Origin of the sequence: Pigmentiphaga sp. NML030171, assembly GCF_002188635.1 — a bacterium.
GTDB classification, from domain to species: domain Bacteria; phylum Pseudomonadota; class Gammaproteobacteria; order Burkholderiales; family Burkholderiaceae_B; genus Pigmentiphaga; species Pigmentiphaga daeguensis.
This window is the reverse complement of record NZ_NINX01000056.1, coordinates 22,150-38,636: the sequence shown is the minus strand read 5'-3', so window position 1 is coordinate 38,636 and position 16,487 is coordinate 22,150. Positions and strand designations below refer to the sequence as shown.

Sequence of the window (16,487 nt, the reverse complement as noted above, 5' to 3'; positions counted from 1 at the left end):
ACGCCGGGCCGCCCCAAGGCGGGTCCCGGCCCCCTTGGGGGCTGCCGCGTAGCGGCTGGGGGCACACCATTCTGGGCGCGCGAAGCGCGTAGGGGGGGGCCTCATCTTCTTCATCAACTGGGCTGCTTGGACTCGACCGCGGCCATGCGGCGCAGCACCTGTTGCACGGCTTCGTTCTGCATGTCGCGATACAGCAGGTTGGCTTCGGAGTCCTTGGCCAGGGTATTCGCGTCGCTGAAGGTCAGGTCGCGCTTGAGCGCGATGGTCGTGGGCGGGATGTAGTCTTGGCCCTTGCCGTCGTGGACGCGGAAGGCGAACAGGTAGCGCAGCTCGAATTCGCGCACGCGGCCCGAGGCGTCCAGCGACAGGATGCTGCGTTCGCGCGTCTCCTGCAGGATCTGCAACTGGGCTTCCGCCGCCTTGGAATCCTCGACGATGCGCGTATTGGTCGTGTTGCGCACGTAGCGGCGCAATTGCGCGCCGAGCTCGGAGGTGTCGGCGGCGCCGATGTAGAGCGTGGAAAAGGGCAGGTCGGCCGTGCCCCGCAGCGCGAAGCCGCAGCCCGCCAGCGCGGCCATTCCGCCTGTCGCGGCAGCCAGGCGAAGGAAACGGCGCCGGCCGTGAGAGGCGGCGCCCAGGGGTAGCGACTTCGAGCTCGTTTGCTGCATCAGCCCACCACGTTGACGAGTTTGCCAGGGACAACGATAACGCGTTTGGGCTGGCGCCCCTCGAGGAACCGGCCCACGGCTTCATGCGCGACGGCCAGGGCTTCGATGGCGGCCTTGTCGGCGCTGCTGGGCACCGACAGCGAACCGCGCAGCTTGCCGTTCACCTGCAGCATCAGCTCGACCTCGTCGGTCACGAGCGCGGCCTCGTCCAGCTCGGGCCACGGCGCGTCCAGCAGGTCGCCATGGACCTGGGCATAGCCCAGGTCGCGCCAGGCCTGCCAGGTCAGGTGCGGCACGATGGGATACAGCACCGACAGCAGGATGCGCGTACCTTCGGCCAGCGCGGCGTCGCCGGTCTCGCCGTCGAGCCTGGCATCCTCCAGCGTGTTCAGCAGCTTCATGCTGGCCGAGACCACGGTGTTGTACTGGATGCGCTGGTAGTCGTAGTCGGCCTGCTTCAGGATGGCATGGACGTCGCGGCGCAGCAGCTTCACGGACTGGCTGGCGGACGACCAGTCGGCCGGGGCGGGGCGGCCCAGCGCCGCCTGGATGCGTTCGCGGTTCGCATGGCAGAAGGACCACAGGCGGCGCAGGAAGCGGTGCGCGCCGTCCACGCCCGAGCCCGACCATTCCAGGGTCTGCTCGGGCGGGCTGGCGAACATCACGAACAGCCGGGCCGTGTCCGCGCCCTGGGTATCGATCAGCGACTGCGGATCGACGCCGTTGTTCTTGGACTTGGACATCGTGCCCACGCCGCCGTAATCCACCGGCGAGCCGTCGGCCTTGAGCTTGGCGCCCACGATGGCGCCCTTGGCGTCGTACAGGTTCTCGACCTCGTTGGGCCAGAAGTATTCGATGCCGCCCTTTTCGTTCTTGCGCGAATAGATGTGGTTGAGCACCATGCCCTGCGTCAGCAGCTTGACGAAGGGTTCGCCGAACTTGACCAGGCCCATGTCGCGCATCACCTTGGTCCAGAACCGGGCGTACAAGAGGTGCAGCACGGCGTGCTCGATGCCGCCGATGTACTGGTCCATCGGCATCCAGTAGTCGTTGCGCTCGTCGACCATCGCGGCGTCGTTGCCGGGCGAGGTATAGCGCATGAAGTACCAGGACGAGTCCACGAAAGTGTCCATGGTGTCGGTCTCGCGCCGGGCGGGCTTGCCGCATTGCGGACAGACGCACTTCAGGAACGATTCGCTCTTGGCCAGCGGGTTGCCGCTGCCATCCGGGATCAGGTCCTCGGGCAGCACGACCGGCAGGTCCTTCTCGGGCACCGGCACCGGGCCGCAGGCCTCGCAGTGGATGATGGGAATGGGCGTGCCCCAGTAGCGCTGGCGCGAAACGCCCCAGTCGCGCAGGCGGAAGGTGGTGCGCTTCTCGCCCAGGCCCTTGGCCGCGAGGTCGGCCGCGATGGCATCGACGGCGGCCTGGTGGCCGAGGCCGTCGTACTTGCCGGAGTTCACCGTGCGTGCCACCTGCTTGTCGCCATACCACTCCTGCCAGGCGTCGGTGGAGAAGACCTGGCCTTCGGCCTCGATGACCTGCTTGATGGGCAGGCCATATTTCCTGGCGAACGCGAAGTCGCGTTCGTCGTGGGCGGGAACGCCCATGACCGCGCCGTCGCCATAGCTCATCAGCACGTAGTTGCCGACCCAGACCGGCACAGCCTCGCCCGTGAGCGGATGCACCACGGTCAGGCCGGTCGGCAGGCCTTCCTTGTCGCGCGTGGCCAGCTCGGCCTCGGTTACGCCGCCCTTGCGGCATTCCTCGATGAAGGCGGCCAGGGCGGGATCCGTGGCGGCGGCGTGCAGGGCCAGGGGGTGTTCGGGCGCGACGGCGCAGAACGTGACCCCCATGATGGTGTCGGCGCGCGTCGTGAAGACGTACATGCGGCCGTCCTGGATCAACTGGCCGGCGGCGTCGCGGATGTCGTGGGTGAAGGCGAAGCGCGTGCCCTCGCTCTTGCCTATCCAGTGTTCCTGCATCAGGCGCACGCGCTCGGGCCAGCCGGTCAGGTTGTTCTTGACCTCGTCCAGCAGTTCCTCGGCGTAATCGGTGATGCGCAGGTAGTAGCCGGGGATCTCGCGCTTTTCCACCAGCGCGCCCGAGCGCCAGCCGCGCCCGTCGATGACCTGTTCGTTGGCCAGCACGGTCTGGTCCACCGGATCCCAGTTCACCACCTGGGTCTTGCGGTAGGCGATGCCTTTTTCCAGCATCTTCAGGAACAGCCACTGGTTCCACTTGTAGTACCGCGGGTCGCAGGCGGTCATTTCGCGCGACCAGTCGATGCCCAGGCCCATCGCCTTCATCTGCTTCTTCATGTAGGCGATGTTGTCGTAGGTCCACTTGGCGGGCGGCACCTTGGACTTGATGGCGGCGTTCTCGGCCGGCATGCCGAAGGCGTCCCAGCCCATGGGCATCAGGACGTTGTAGCCCTTCATGCGCAACTGCCGGTACATGGCGTCGTTGATCGTGTAGTTGCGCACGTGGCCCATGTGCAGCTTGCCGCTGGGATAGGGCAGCATCGAGCAGGCGTAGAACTTGGGCTTTTCCGAGCCGTCGGGGTTCTTCGCGTGTTCTACCGTCAGGTAGGCGTTGGTCGCTTCCCAGTGCTTCTGGGCGGCGGATTCGATCTCGTTGGGAGCGTAGCGTTCCTGCATGGGTTCCGGGCTGGTCTAGGGTATTCTGGCGCGGCGATGACGCCATGGCCGCGGGCCTGGGCCGGCTCGCGCGGGGCAGCCGGCCGGCTAAACCCCTCATTATAGAAGCAGGCGGGGCCCTCCTGGGCCAGCGGTGCTAGACTGCCTGCCGCACTCTCTCATTCCCAGCATTGCGCCCATGTCCCTGCTCGACAATCTCAACCCCCCCCAACACGCCGCCGTCACGATCGAACCGCGCCACGCCCTGGTGCTGGCTGGCGCCGGCAGCGGCAAGACCCGGGTGTTGACCACGCGCATGGCCTGGCTGATCCAGACCGGCCAGGTCAGCCCGCACGGGCTGATGGCGGTCACCTTCACCAACAAGGCCGCGCGCGAGATGCTGACCCGCATCAGCGCGCTGCTGCCCATCAACACCCGCGGCATGTGGATAGGCACCTTCCACGGCCTGTGCAACCGCATGCTGCGCGCGCATTACCGCGATGCCGGGCTGCCTCAGACCTTCCAGATCCTGGACACGGCCGACCAGTTGTCGGCCATCAAGCGGCTGCTCAAGGGCGCGGGCGTGGACGACGAGAAATACCCGCCGCGCCAGGTGCAGCACTTCATCAACGCCGCCAAGGAAGAGGGGCTGCGCCACACCGAGGTCGAGGCCTACGACAGCTTCAACCGGCAGATGGTGGAGCTCTACGGCATGTACGATGCCCAGTGCCAGCGCGAGGGAGTGGTCGACTTCCCCGAATTGTTGCTGCGCTGCTACGAGCTGCTGACCCATAACGCGCCCATTCGCGAGCACTACCAGCACCGCTTCCGCCACATCCTGGTGGACGAGTTCCAGGATACCAACCGGCTGCAGTATCGCTGGCTCAAGCTGCTGGCAGGCGGCGGCGCGGCCCTGTTCGCCGTGGGCGACGACGACCAGTCGATCTATGCGTTCCGCGGCGCCAACGTCGGCAACATGGCGGAATTCGAGCGGGAATACGCCCACGAGCGGGTCATCCGGCTCGAGCAGAACTACCGGTCGCACGGACATATCCTGGATGCGGCCAACACCCTGATCCGCAACAACTCCGGCCGCCTGGGCAAGAACCTGTGGACCGACCAGGGGCATGGCGAGCCCATCCGCGTGTACGAGGCGCTGTCCGACACCCAGGAAGCCCAGTGGGTGATCGAGGAGATCCGCTCGCTGGTGGGCGAGGGCAGGCTGCGCCGCGAGATCGCCATCCTGTACCGCAGCAACGCCCAGTCGCGGGTGCTGGAACATGCGCTGTTCTCGTCGGGCATCCCGTACAAGGTCTATGGCGGCCTGCGCTTCTTCGAGCGCCAGGAGGTCAAGCACGCGCTGGCCTACCTGCGCCTGATGGAGAACCCGCACGACGACACCGCCTGGATGCGCGTGGTGAATTTCCCGGCACGAGGCATTGGCGCCCGCACGCTCGAGCAGCAGGCCGACATCGCCCGCCTGCACAATTGCAGCCTGTATTCGGCGGTCAGCCAGGTGCCCGGCCGGGGCGGCAACAATCTGGCCCAGTTCGCGAGCCTGGTCGATCGCATGCGCTTCGAGACGCAGAATCTGCCGCTGCACGAGATCGTGGACCACGTGATCGAGGCCAGCGGCCTGATCCAGCACTACCTGCAGGAAAAAGAAGGCGCCGAGCGCATCGAGAACCTGCGGGAACTGGTCAACGCGGCGGCCGCCTTCGCCGCCGAGGACGGCTATGGCCTGGCCGATGCCGGCGCCTTGGCGCAGACGCTGCCCGAGTCCGGCGTCGAACTGCCGTCCCCGCTGGCGGCCTTCCTGTCGCATGCGGCGCTGGAGGCCGGCGACAACCAGGCCAGCGAAGGGCAGGATGCGGTCCAGCTCATGACCGTGCACGCCGCCAAGGGGCTGGAGTTCGAGGCGGTCTTCATCACCGGGCTGGAGGAAGGGCTGTTCCCGCACGAGAACAGCGTCCTGGAGCAATCCGGGCTGGAAGAAGAGCGGCGGCTGATGTACGTGGCGGTCACGCGCGCCCGCGAGCGCCTGTACCTGAGCTTCTCGCAGACGCGCATGCTGCATGGCCAGACGCGCTACAACATGCAGTCCCGGTTCCTGAGCGAGGTGCCCGAGGAGTCGCTGAAGTGGCTGACGCCGCGCAACGGCCGGGCCAAGGCGGTGGATACCGCCGGGGGCTGGGGACACGCCGCCTGGGGCGACGAGTCCGAGCGCGGCGGCTTTTCGCGGCCGGCCAAGGACGCGCCCTATGTGGGCTCGTCCGAGGGCTATTCGAGCCGCCGCACGTCCGATGCCGGGGTCGAGGTCAACGGGCGCACCTTCAAGGTGGGCCAGAGCGTGGCGCACCCGAAGTTCGGCGAAGGGGTCATCGTCAGCCTCATGGGCAGTGGCCAGGATGCCCAGGTCCAGGTCAATTTCGGCGGCGTGGGAACCAAGACGCTGGCGCTCGCCATGGCCAAGCTCGATCCGGTCTGAGCAGCTTCAGGCTTTGTGGCGGCACGCCTGTCGCGGCATGTCAGTTGCGCCGCTGCGGGCGGTGGCCGGGGGCGGGCGACGGGCCGTCCTTGTGGCGGAAGCTGATGCGCCCCTTGGTCAGGTCGTATGGAGACAGTTCCATCGTGACCCGGTCGCCGGCCAGAATACGGATGCGGTGCTTGCGCATTTTGCCCGATGCGTAGGCGGCAACCTCCATGCCGTTTTCCAGCGTGACGCGAAAGCTGGTCGAGGGCAGCACTTCGGCAACGATGCCTTCCATTTCGATCAGTTCTTCCTTATTCGCCATGGTCAATTCCTCCTGTGCATGCGAATGCATAAATGCGAGCTTCGGCCATGGCGACGCCATGGCATGCGGCAAGGTGGCGCGAGGCGCCATCGATGACGGGGAAGTTCGCGGTGAAACGCCGAAGCCGTTGCAAGGCCGGGGCGTAGTGGCTGCCGCCTGGGTTTGGGTTTGCCGTGTCGCGGAAGCTGGGGATGGCCCCCTGGCGGGAGCTTTTCTTCCAGGCAAAAACAAAAACCCCCGCAAGCGGGGGTTTCGGCGGATAAGCTGATTATAGCTTATACGGGCTGGATGTTGGAAGCCTGGCGGCCCTTGGGGCCAACGGTGACTTCGAAACGAACCTTCTGGTTTTCCTGCAGGGTCTTGAATCCGTCCACACGGATTTCGGAGAAGTGGGCGAACAGGTCGTCGCCGCCCGAATCAGCCGTGATGAAGCCAAAACCCTTGGCGTCGTTGAACCATTTGACGGTACCGGTTTCCATGGTGTTTATCCTTGAAATGAAAAAACCAAACGAATGTAAGCAAGACAATCAAGGATGGAGACCATGAACAACCGTACCGCAGTGGTAAGCGATTTTGTACAGCAACTCGTACTCTTGAAAATCATGCCCCGCCGTTATACGGGCTATCGTTGTGCCCGTCAACCGCGTTTGCCGGATTGAACCGGAAAATGCCGGCGGCGTGGGCGAAGTCCCGGGTTTTCACTGAGAAAATCACCCACAAAATCCCTTACGTACCGTTGCTGAAACCCGGCGCGGGCGGCGCTCCGAATACGCTGGTGTAAGTAGGATAAAAACTGCAATACAGGACCGCGGCGGCGACGAAATTGAAAGGCATCTGGATCAGCCCGGAAATCGTCGGCGACAGGCCGACGGCCTCGAGCAGGCCGCCGCCCAGTTCCAGGGCCAGCACCACGAGCAGCCAGGTCGCGCCGTACATCAGGAAGGCGCCCTTGTTGCGCCAGCAGGCGATGCCGGAAAAGAACAGGGCCTTGCGGATGCCCAGCCGGTGCCAGGCGACCAGCGCCGGCGCATGCCAGAACAGCCCGGCGATGATGACGTAGAAGATGCCGAACAGGGCGATGGGGGCACGCATGGTGGCCAGGACGCCGCCGACGTCATCCGACGACAGGCCGGACATCGCCTCGCTCAGGCCGTCGGCGAAGGGCAGGAAGGCGACCAGGCCCGCGGCCAGCACGGCGGCCACGTACAGGGCACCCATCGCCAGCAGCTTCTTGAACAAGCCCGGAGCCTTGAGCACCAGGAACAGGCGCAGGGGCAGCACGGTGCGGCCCTGCTCGATGGCGCGGCAGGCCTCCAGGGTCATGACCGTGATCGCCGGCATGCCGACGACGAACAGCAAGGGGCCGATGGGGGCCAGGATACTGGCCACCAGGACCATGAAGCCCACAGTCAAGGCCCAGGTGAACATCGCCATGGGCTGCAGGCGGAACAGGGCGAGTCCGTCGCGCGCCCATTGCCAGCCGGCACTGGGTGCAAGGGAAGCGGCTTGCATCAGCGGCCTCCCTGCGTATGCGGGATGTGTGCGTGGGTCCTCGTCGGCGCGTGCCGGTCGGAAGCGTGTGTCATGGTTCAGGGAAGCGGAAAAAGGTCGCCATCGCGCCGCAGGCGCAGGATGCGTTCGAAATGGGTGGGGTCGTGCGGGGTCAGCGTCTGCGCCGGACGCGGCAGGTGGAAGTCGCGCAGGCGGGACATCCAGAAGCGCAGCGCGGCGGCCCGCAGCACGGTGCGCCACGAGGCGCGCTCGGCGTCCGTCAGCGGCCGGACCCGGGCATAGGCGCCCAGCAGCGCCTGGGCAAGCTCGGGGCGGAATGCGCCGCTGGCGTGGGTGATGCACCAATCGTTGGCGCACACCGCCAGGTCGAACAGCCAGGTGTCGCAGCCGGCGAAGTAGAAGTCGATGAAACCGCCCAGGACGGGCGCCTCGCGCGTGCCGGCGAACAGGACGTTGTCGCGGAACAGGTCGCAGTGCGCGGGACCCTGCGGCAGCGCGCGGCAGGCATCGGTCTGCGCGAACGCCGTCTGGACGTCCACTTCGTCGCGCAGCATGGCCGCCGCGGCCGGATCCAGGTAGGGGGCGACGACGGGCGCGGTCTGCTGCCACCAGGCAAGCCCGAGCAGGTTGGGCTGCACCGACGGGAAGTCGCGTCCGGCCAGGTGCATGCGGGCCAGCGTGGCGCCGACCTGCTCGCAGTGGGCGGCCTGGGGCGACATCTCGCACTTGCCCGGCAGCAGGGTGGCGATGGTGCAAGGCTTGCCGTTCAGCTCCGCCAGCCGGCGGCCGTCGCGCGTCGCCTGGGGGTGGGGGACGGGAATCCCGAGTTCGGCCAGATGGGTCATCAGGTCGATGTAGAACGGCAGCTGCTCGCGCGTCAGGCGCTCGAACAGGGTCAGCACGTATTCGCCCTGGCTGGTCGTAAGGAAGTAGTTGGTGTTTTCGATGCCGGAAGGGATGCCGCGCAGGGCGCGCAACTCGCCCAGCGTGTAGTCGGCAAGCAGAGCGCGGGCATCCGTTTCGGTGACGGGGGTGAATACGGCCATGGATAAGCGGGATGAGGGCGGGTATCGACGATTACCCCGCATTCTAGCGTCATCGTCCCCGCCGCCGGCCCGTCCGTGGCGCGTGCTACAGGTTCAGCAGCCGCTCGCGCTCGCCCGGGGACTGGGTGAAGCCCTCGTGCTGGTAGAAATCGAAGATGGCATCGACGATGGCCTGGGGGTCGTCGATCACCTGCAGCAGGTCGGGATCGTTGGGCGAGATCAGCCCTTGCGCCAGCGGCTGGGCGCGGATCCAGTCCACCAGTCCCCGCCAGTATTCGGAGCCGACCAGGATGATGGGCATCTTCCGGCTCTTGTTGGTCTGCACGAGCGTCAGCGCCTCGAACAGCTCGTCCAGCGTCCCGTAGCCTCCCGGCAGCACCACGTACGCCGACGTGAACTTGACGAAGGCCACCTTGCGCGGGAAGAAGTGGCGGAAGAACAGGCTTATGTTCTGGTAGGCGTTGTTCGACTGCTCGTGGGGCAGTTCGATGTTCAGTCCGACGCTGGGGCTGGGGCCCTCGTAGGCGCCCTTGTTGGCCGCTTCCATGATGCCGGGGCCGCCGCCCGAAATGACGGAGAAACCGGCCTCGGACAGCTTGCGGGCGATCAGCTCGGCCATGTCGTAGCGAGGGTCGCCGGCGGGGATGCGGGCGCTGCCGAAGATGCTGACCGCCGGCCGGATCTGCGCCAGGCGTTCGGACGCCTCGAAGAACTCTGACATAATCCCCAGCACATGCCATGACTCCCGTGCCTTGGTGGCGGTGGCGCGTTCCACGCTCACCACATCCCGCAGGCCGGGGATGCGTCCGGGTTTCTTCGGGGCGTTCCCGCTGTCGTGGGTTTCCTTGCCTATTTCGATTTCTCTGTGTTTGATCATGATCAAGACGTTGCTGTTGGTGGACGGGTCCAGCTACCTCTATCGCGCATACCACGCCCTGCCGGACCTGCGCAACGCGCAAGGGGAACCGACCGGCGCGCTGTACGGCGTGCTGAACATGCTGCGCCGCGCACTGAACGATCATAAGGCAGACTACCTCGCCTGCATCTTCGATGCGCCGGGCAAGACCTTCCGCGACGAGCTCTATCCCGAGTACAAGGCCACCCGGGCCAGCATGCCCGAAGACCTGGCGCGCCAGGTCGGGCCCATCGTCGAGGCCATACGGGCCCAGGGCTGGCCGGTCTTCGCCATCGAAGGGATCGAGGCCGACGACGTCATCGGCACGCTGGCCCTGCGCGCGGCGCAGCAGGGCATACACAGCATCGTTTCCACCGGCGACAAGGACATGGCGCAACTGGTCAACGACCACGTGACGCTGGTCAACACCATGACCGCCGAGACGCTGGATGCCGAAGGGGTGGTGAAGAAGTTCGGCGTGCCGCCCGAGCGCATCGTGGACTACCTGATGCTGATCGGCGATTCGGTCGACAACGTGCCCGGCGTGGAGAAGGTCGGGCCCAAGACGGCGGCCAAATGGCTCTCCCAGTATGGCACGCTGGAGGAACTGGTGGCGCAGGCCGACACCGTCAAGGGCGTGGCGGGCGCCAACCTGCGCACGGCGATCCCGAATTTCGAACTGACCCGATCCCTGATCACCATACGTACCGACTGCGACCTGAGCGCCCACATTCCCGACCTGGACGCGCTCACCATGCGCGAGGCCGACCGCGAGAAGCTCGAGGTCATGTACGAACGCTACGGCTTTCGCACCTGGCTGCGCGAACTGACGGGCGACGAGTCCCGCATTCCCGAGGGCGATTCACGCGTGCAGGCGGATGCTCCGGCCGCGCCGGAAACGGTGAACTACGAGACGGTCAGCGACTGGGCCGCCTTCGACCGCTGGCTGGCCGCCATCCAGGCGGCGCCGCTGGTCGCCCTGGATACCGAGACCGATTCGCTGGTGGAAATGGAGGCCCGGCTGGTGGGCCTGTCCATCGCGGTCAGGCCGGGCGAGGCCTGCTACATCCCGCTGGCCCATCGGCACCCGGACGCAGGCGAGCAATTGCCCAGGGACGAAGTGCTGGCGCGCCTGGCGCCCTGGCTGGAGAACGCCGACGCCCCCAAGCTGCTGCACAACGCCAAATACGACACCCACGTCCTGGCCAACGCCGGGGTGGCGCTGCGCGGCGTGGCGCACGACACCATGCTCGAAGCCTACGTGCTGGAGTCGCACCGCAGCGTGTCGCTGGACGACCTGTCGCAGCGCTGGCTGGGCCGCAAGGGCCTGTCCTTCGTCGACGTATGCGGCAAGGGCGTCAACCAGCTCTGCTTCGACGAAGTCGCCATCGACGTGGCCACCCAGTATGCCTGCGAGGATGTCGATTACACGCTCCAGCTGCATGCCACGCTGTACCCGCGCATCGAGGCCGACGCCGGCCTGGCGCGCATCTACGCCATCGAGTTGCCCGTGTCGCGGGTATTGACCATCGTCGAGCGCAACGGCGTGCGCATCGATCCCGAGGAACTGGCCCGCCAGAGCCATGCCATCGGCCAGGAATTACTGGTGCTCGAGCAGCGCGCCTACGAGCTGGCCGGCCAGCCGTTCAACCTGAACTCGCCCAAGCAGTTGGGCGAGATCCTGTTCGGCAAGCTGCAGCTGCCGGTGGTCAAGAAGACCGCGGGCGGCGCGCCGTCCACCGACGAGGACGTGCTGAGCAAGCTGGCCGAGGACTATCCGCTGCCGCAGGCGCTGCTGAGCTACCGCGGCCTGGCCAAGCTCAAGTCCACCTACACCGACAAGCTGCCCAAGATGATCAATGCCCGGACCCGGCGCGTGCACACCAGCTACGCCCAGGCTGCCGTGGTCACGGGCCGGCTGGCCTCCAGCGATCCCAACCTGCAGAACATCCCGGTGCGCACGCCCGAGGGGCGGCGCGTGCGCGAGGCCTTCGTGGCCGAGCCGGGCAATCTGATCATGTCGGCCGACTACTCGCAGATCGAACTGCGCATCATGGCCCACATCTCCGGCGACGAAAACCTGCTGTCGGCCTTCGCGCGCGGCGAGGACATCCACCGCGCCACGGCGGCCGAGATCTTCGCCGTCCAGCCCGAGGCGGTCAACGCCGAACAGCGCCGCTACGCCAAGGTCATCAACTTCGGCCTCATCTACGGCATGAGCGCGTTCGGCCTGGCCAGCAACCTGGGCATCACGCGCGACGCCGCCAAGCACTACATCGACCGCTATTTCGCCCGCTACCCGGGCGTGGCGCGCTACATGGACGACACCCGAGAACAGGCGCGCGAGCGGGGCTACGTCGAAACCGTCTTCGGCCGCCGCCTGTGGCTGCCCGAGATCCGCGGCGGCAGCGGCCCCCGCCGCCAGGCCGCCGAACGTGCCGCCATCAACGCCCCCATGCAGGGCACCGCCGCCGACCTCATCAAGATGGCCATGGTCGCCGTGCAGGACTGGCTGGACGCCGACCGGCTGGGCGCGCGCCTGGTCATGCAGGTGCACGACGAACTCGTCCTGGAAGTTCCGCGCGAGGAAAGCGAAATCGTCGCCCACCGCCTGCCCGAGATGATGTGCAACGTGGCCGAGCTGAAGGTGCCGCTGGTGGCCGAGGTGGGCACGGGCTATACGTGGGAACAGGCGCACTGAGCGGGTGAAGCGGAGCGGGGCGGTCCAGGCGCTGTCATCAGCCCTGGACCAGGATCCGCGCCCCGTCCATTTCCACGACCTGGCCGGCCCGTATCTTGCACGTCTTGCGCAATTCCACCTTCCCATCCACTTTCACCACCCCCGCCGCAACCAGCGCCTTCCCCGCCCCTCCCGAGTCGGCAAGCCCCGTGAGCTTGAGCAAATCGCACAACGGCACAAACTCGCCCGTCAGCGTGAACGTGATCGAAGACATGACAGTCCTGGGAACATGAAAGGCAATCCGCCATTATCCGCCATGCCCGGGCATCCCATGGCCCCGGGAGGTACACTGCGGCTCTACGTTCCATCTTCCCGCTCGTCGCGCTTCGACCCATGAGAACCCGCATCCTCACCGGCATCACCACCACCGGCACGCCCCACCTGGGCAACTACGTGGGGGCCATCCGCCCCGCCATCCTGGCCAGCCGCAACGACGACAACGATGCCTTCTTCTTCATGGCCGACTATCACGCGCTCATCAAGTGCGAGGATCCCGTCCGCCTGCAGCGCTCGCGCCTGCAGATCGCCGCGACCTGGCTGGCCGCCGGCCTCGATCCCCGGCGCGTCACCTTCTACCGGCAGTCCGACCTGCCCGAGATCCCCCAGTTGTGCTGGCTGCTGACCTGCGTCACCGCCAAGGGCCTGATGAACCGGGCCCACGCCTACAAGGCGGCGGTGGACCAGAACGTGGCCGACAACGAAGACCCGGACGCCGGCGTGACGATGGGATTGTTCTCGTATCCCGTGCTGATGGCGGCCGACATCCTGCTGTTCAACGCCCATCGCGTGCCGGTGGGCCGCGACCAGATCCAGCACATCGAGATGGCGCGCGACATCGCCCAGCGATTCAGCCATCTGTACGGCGGCGGCCGCGAACTGTTCGTGCTGCCCGAGGTGCAGATCGACGAGGCCGTGGCCACGCTGCCGGGCCTGGACGGGCGCAAGATGTCCAAGAGCTACAACAACACCATTCCCCTGTTCGAGGGCGGCTCCAGGCATTTGCGCGAGGCCATCGGCCGCATCGTGACCGATTCGCGCCTGCCGGGCGAACCCAAGGATCCGGACAACTCCCAGCTCTACACGATCTACCGGGCCTTCGCCGACGAGGGCGAGGCCGCCGCGTTCCGGCGTTCGCTGGAAGACGGCCTGGGCTGGGGCGACGCCAAGCAGGCGCTATACGAACGCATCGAGCGCGAAATCGGGCCCATGCGCGAGCGCTACGACACCCTGATGGCCCGTCCCGACGAGATCGAGGACATCCTGCTGGAAGGCGCCCGCAAGGCGCGCGCCATCGGCGGGCCGTTCCTGGCCGAACTGCGGGCCGCCGTGGGGCTGGACACCCCGCGTGCGTCGCCGGCGGCGCAGCCCGCGAAGAAGAAGGCGGGCAAGCAGGCCCGTTTCGTCAGCTTCCGCGACGATGACGGGCGCTTCCGCTTCCGCTTCCTGGCGGCCGACGGACAGGACCTGCTGCTGTCCGAGGCCCATGCCGACGCGCAGGCGGCCGGAGCGGTCATCAAGCAGCTGCGCGCGCTGCCCGACCCGGCCAAGGCGATCCGGGCGGAAGGCGACTCCTACGTGCTGGAGGTCGATGGCGCGGTGGTCGCGCGCGGCTCGCGCTTCGCGGATGCCGCCGGCCGCGATGCCGCGCTGGACAAGCTGGCCGCCGAGCTGCGCGCGCTGGCAGCCGATTGAGCCGCCGGGCTCCGGCGACAAGGTGCCCGGACGGTTTCCGGGCGTGGTCGATGTTTGCGAGGGTCGGTCGACGTGGCACAGTTTTTCTCGGTTCATCCTCAGAATCCCCAACTGCGCCTGCTCAAGCAGGCGGTGCAGCTGATCCGCGCCGGCGGGCTGGTGGCCATCCCCACCGATTCCAGCTATGCCCTGGTGGCGCCGTTGGACGACAAGCATGCCGCCGAGGCGCTTCGGCGCCTGCGTGGCGTGGACGAGCGGCACCACCTGACGGTGCTGTGCCGTGACCTGGCCGAGATCGGCCAGTTCGCCCACGTCGACAACCAGCAATACCGGTTGCTGAAGGCCGCCACGCCCGGCCCCTGGACGTTCATCCTCGAGGCCACGCGCGAGGTGCCGCGCCGGCTGTCCCACCCTTCGCGCAAGACCATAGGCATACGCGTGCCGGACCATCCGATCGCGCTGTGCCTGCTGGAGGAAATGGGCGCGCCGCTGTTGTCCAGCACGCTGATTCCCGCCAACGAGGACGAGCCGCTCAACGACGCCGAGCAGATACGCGAGCGCTACGAACATGAACTGGCGGCGGTGGTCGATGGGGGCGCCTGTCCCTTCGAACCGACCACCGTGGTGGACCTGACCGGCCCGGAGCCGGAGGTCGTGCGCCGTGGCCGGGGCGACCCCGCCACCCTCGGCATCGCGGGGTAATCCCCGGTCCGGAAAAGCGCATGGCCGTCGCCGGACGGCCATGCTCTGCCGCTACAATGCCGCGATGGATTCCATCATTCAGACAATCGCGGTCTATGCGATCCCGTTGATCTTCGCCATTACCCTGCACGAGGCCGCCCACGGATACGTGGCGCGCATGTTCGGGGACGATACGGCCACCCAGGCCGGGCGCGTGACGCTCAATCCGATCAAGCACATCGATCCGATCGGCACCCTGCTGGTGCCGGCGGTCATCCTGCTGACCAGCAAGCTGCTGGGCGGGGCGGGCCTGCTGTTCGGCTGGGCCAAGCCCGTGCCCGTCGACTTCGGCCGCCTGCGCCGGCCCAAGCAGGACATGCTGTGGGTGGCCGCCGCCGGCCCCGGCATCAACCTCGTCATGGCCATCATCTGGGCGGTAGGGCTCAAGCTCATGGTCCAGTCCGGCGTGGACGAGACCTTCTTCGTCGCCATGGCGGTGGCGGGCGTACAGGTCAACCTGATGCTGATGGCCCTGAACCTCCTGCCCATTCCGCCACTGGATGGCGGCCGCATCATCTTCAGCCTGCTGCCGCACGGCCTGGCGTGGAAATACTCCAAGATCGAGCCCTACGGCATGATGATCCTGCTCGTGCTGCTGATGACCGGCATGCTGGGCTTCCTGGTCCAGCCCATGCTCGCCCTGGGTGACGCCATCGTTCGATTGTTTCTGTGACCCCCCCCTACGCGCTGACGCGCGCCCCCCAGGGGGCGAAACCGGCGGACCGGCGGAGCCGGATCCGCGGTTTCCTGGGAGGCGCGCGCGGCGTAGGAGCGAGCCTCTACAGGCGGTATACTCCATTGATTTCCCTTTTCGTCGTCCCGTTTCGGGTCACCCTGGCAGCGTATGGCAACCACATCTCGCACTCCTATTGAAGGCAGCATCGTCGCAATCGTCACTCCGATGCAGCCAGACGGGAAGCTCGATTTCGAGGCCTTCCGGGCTTTGCTCGACTGGCACCTGGCTGAGGGCACCGATGGCTTCGTGGTGGTGGGAACGACGGGCGAATCGCCGACCGTGTCGGTGGACGAGCATGTCGAACTGATCCGCTTTGCCGTCCAGCACGTGGCGGGCCGCGCGCCGGTCATCGCCGGTACCGGCGCCAACTCCACGGCGGAAGCCATCGAGCTGACCGAGGCGGCCAAGAAGGTCGGCGCCGATGCCGGCCTGTCCGTGGTGCCTTACTACAACCGTCCCACGCAGGAAGGCCTGTACCGGCACTTCAAGACCATCGCCGAGGCGGTCGACCTGCCCATGATCCTGTACAACGTGCCGGGCCGCACCGGCTGCGACATGGCGGGCGAGACCACGGTGCGCCTGGCGCAGGTGCCCGGCATCGTCGGCCTGAAGGACGCCACGGGCGATATCGGCCGGGGCGCGTTGCTGCTTGGCCAGGTACCCGAGGGTTTCGCGATCTACAGCGGCGACGATCCCACGGCGGCGGCGCTGATGCTGCTGGGGGCCCGGGGCAACATCTCGGTCACCGCGAACGTCACGCCGCGCCTGATGCATGAGCTTTGCGTGGCGGCCTTGGCCGGCGATGCCCGCCTGGCCGCCCGGATCAATCAGCGCCTGGCGCTGCTGAACCGCAACCTCTTCCTCGAACCCAATCCCATTCCCGTCAAGTGGGCCCTGGCCCGGATGGGACGCACGGCGCTGGGATATCGCCTGCCCATGACCGAACTCGGCGCGCAGCACCACGCTGCGGTGCGCGAGGCGCTCAAGGCGGCCGGTGTCGAGATCTGAACCCCACACGCCCCC

General features: G+C 67.0%; 14 protein-coding genes. 6 read left to right on the top strand and 8 right to left on the bottom strand.

Annotated elements, in window-relative coordinates; genetic code table 11:
- Positions 1-113: 113 nt before the first annotated feature.
- Positions 114-668 (bottom strand): LPS assembly lipoprotein LptE, encoded by a 555-nt coding sequence (lptE, locus tag CDO46_RS27710; RefSeq protein WP_087841801.1) that lies wholly within the window; start codon positions 666-668, stop codon positions 114-116.
- The gene (leuS, locus tag CDO46_RS27705; RefSeq protein ID WP_087841800.1) at positions 668-3,328 is read right to left on the bottom strand and encodes a leucine--tRNA ligase; all 2,661 of its coding nucleotides are present in this window, start codon (positions 3,326-3,328) and stop codon (positions 668-670) included. Before leuS ends, lptE begins: the two co-directional genes overlap by 1 nt.
- Positions 3,329-3,506: 178 nt before the next feature.
- On the opposite strand from leuS, the gene CDO46_RS27700 reads away from it, so the two are divergent.
- Entirely contained in the window at positions 3,507-5,795 is a 2,289-nt protein-coding gene (locus tag CDO46_RS27700) for a UvrD-helicase domain-containing protein (RefSeq protein ID WP_087841799.1), read from the top strand.
- 40 nt (positions 5,796-5,835) lie between these two features.
- Here CDO46_RS27700 and infA read toward each other — a convergent pair whose 3' ends face one another.
- The 5 genes from infA to CDO46_RS27675 form a co-directional block, all read right to left on the bottom strand.
- A complete protein-coding gene (gene infA / locus CDO46_RS27695) occupies positions 5,836-6,102 on the bottom strand; it encodes a translation initiation factor IF-1 (RefSeq protein WP_087841798.1) in 267 nt (88 codons plus the stop codon).
- A gap of 275 nt (positions 6,103-6,377) precedes the next feature.
- On the bottom strand, positions 6,378-6,581 hold the full coding sequence (locus CDO46_RS27690) for a cold-shock protein (protein WP_087841797.1): 204 nt from the start codon (positions 6,579-6,581) through the stop codon (positions 6,378-6,380).
- Positions 6,582-6,828: 247 nt separating this feature from the next.
- A complete protein-coding gene (locus CDO46_RS27685) occupies positions 6,829-7,614 on the bottom strand; it encodes a BPSS1780 family membrane protein (protein ID WP_087841796.1) in 786 nt (261 codons plus the stop codon).
- 77 nt (positions 7,615-7,691) lie between these two features.
- A complete protein-coding gene (locus CDO46_RS27680; protein WP_087841795.1) occupies positions 7,692-8,660 on the bottom strand; it encodes a homoserine kinase in 969 nt (322 codons plus the stop codon).
- An 85-nt stretch (positions 8,661-8,745) separates the two neighbouring features.
- Positions 8,746-9,537 (bottom strand): TIGR00730 family Rossman fold protein, encoded by a 792-nt coding sequence (locus CDO46_RS27675; RefSeq protein WP_087841794.1) that lies wholly within the window; start codon positions 9,535-9,537, stop codon positions 8,746-8,748.
- Between CDO46_RS27675 and polA the strand changes: the two genes are divergently transcribed.
- The gene (gene polA, locus CDO46_RS27670; protein WP_087841793.1) at positions 9,536-12,256 is read left to right on the top strand and encodes a DNA polymerase I; all 2,721 of its coding nucleotides are present in this window, start codon (positions 9,536-9,538) and stop codon (positions 12,254-12,256) included. The two genes, CDO46_RS27675 and polA, sit on opposite strands and share 2 nt — an antisense overlap.
- A gap of 37 nt (positions 12,257-12,293) precedes the next feature.
- On the opposite strand, the gene CDO46_RS27665 is transcribed toward polA, so the two are convergent.
- On the bottom strand, positions 12,294-12,509 hold the full coding sequence (locus CDO46_RS27665) for an RNA-binding S4 domain-containing protein (protein WP_087841792.1): 216 nt from the start codon (positions 12,507-12,509) through the stop codon (positions 12,294-12,296).
- 119 nt (positions 12,510-12,628) lie between these two features.
- Between CDO46_RS27665 and CDO46_RS27660 the strand changes: the two genes are divergently transcribed.
- The 4 genes from CDO46_RS27660 to dapA all read left to right on the top strand — a co-directional run bounded on the left by CDO46_RS27660 (position 12,629) and on the right by dapA (position 16,472).
- Positions 12,629-13,987, top strand: coding sequence for a tryptophan--tRNA ligase (locus CDO46_RS27660; protein WP_087841791.1), 1,359 nt, complete (start codon positions 12,629-12,631; stop codon positions 13,985-13,987).
- Between the two features lie 72 nt (positions 13,988-14,059).
- Entirely contained in the window at positions 14,060-14,689 is a 630-nt protein-coding gene (locus tag CDO46_RS27655) for an L-threonylcarbamoyladenylate synthase (protein ID WP_087841790.1), read from the top strand.
- A 64-nt stretch (positions 14,690-14,753) separates the two neighbouring features.
- A complete protein-coding gene (locus CDO46_RS27650; protein WP_087841822.1) occupies positions 14,754-15,401 on the top strand; it encodes a site-2 protease family protein in 648 nt (215 codons plus the stop codon).
- A 171-nt stretch (positions 15,402-15,572) separates the two neighbouring features.
- Positions 15,573-16,472: a 4-hydroxy-tetrahydrodipicolinate synthase gene (gene dapA / locus CDO46_RS27645; RefSeq protein WP_087841789.1), complete on the top strand. Its 900-nt coding sequence runs from the start codon at positions 15,573-15,575 to the stop codon at positions 16,470-16,472.
- Positions 16,473-16,487: the final 15 nt, after the last annotated feature.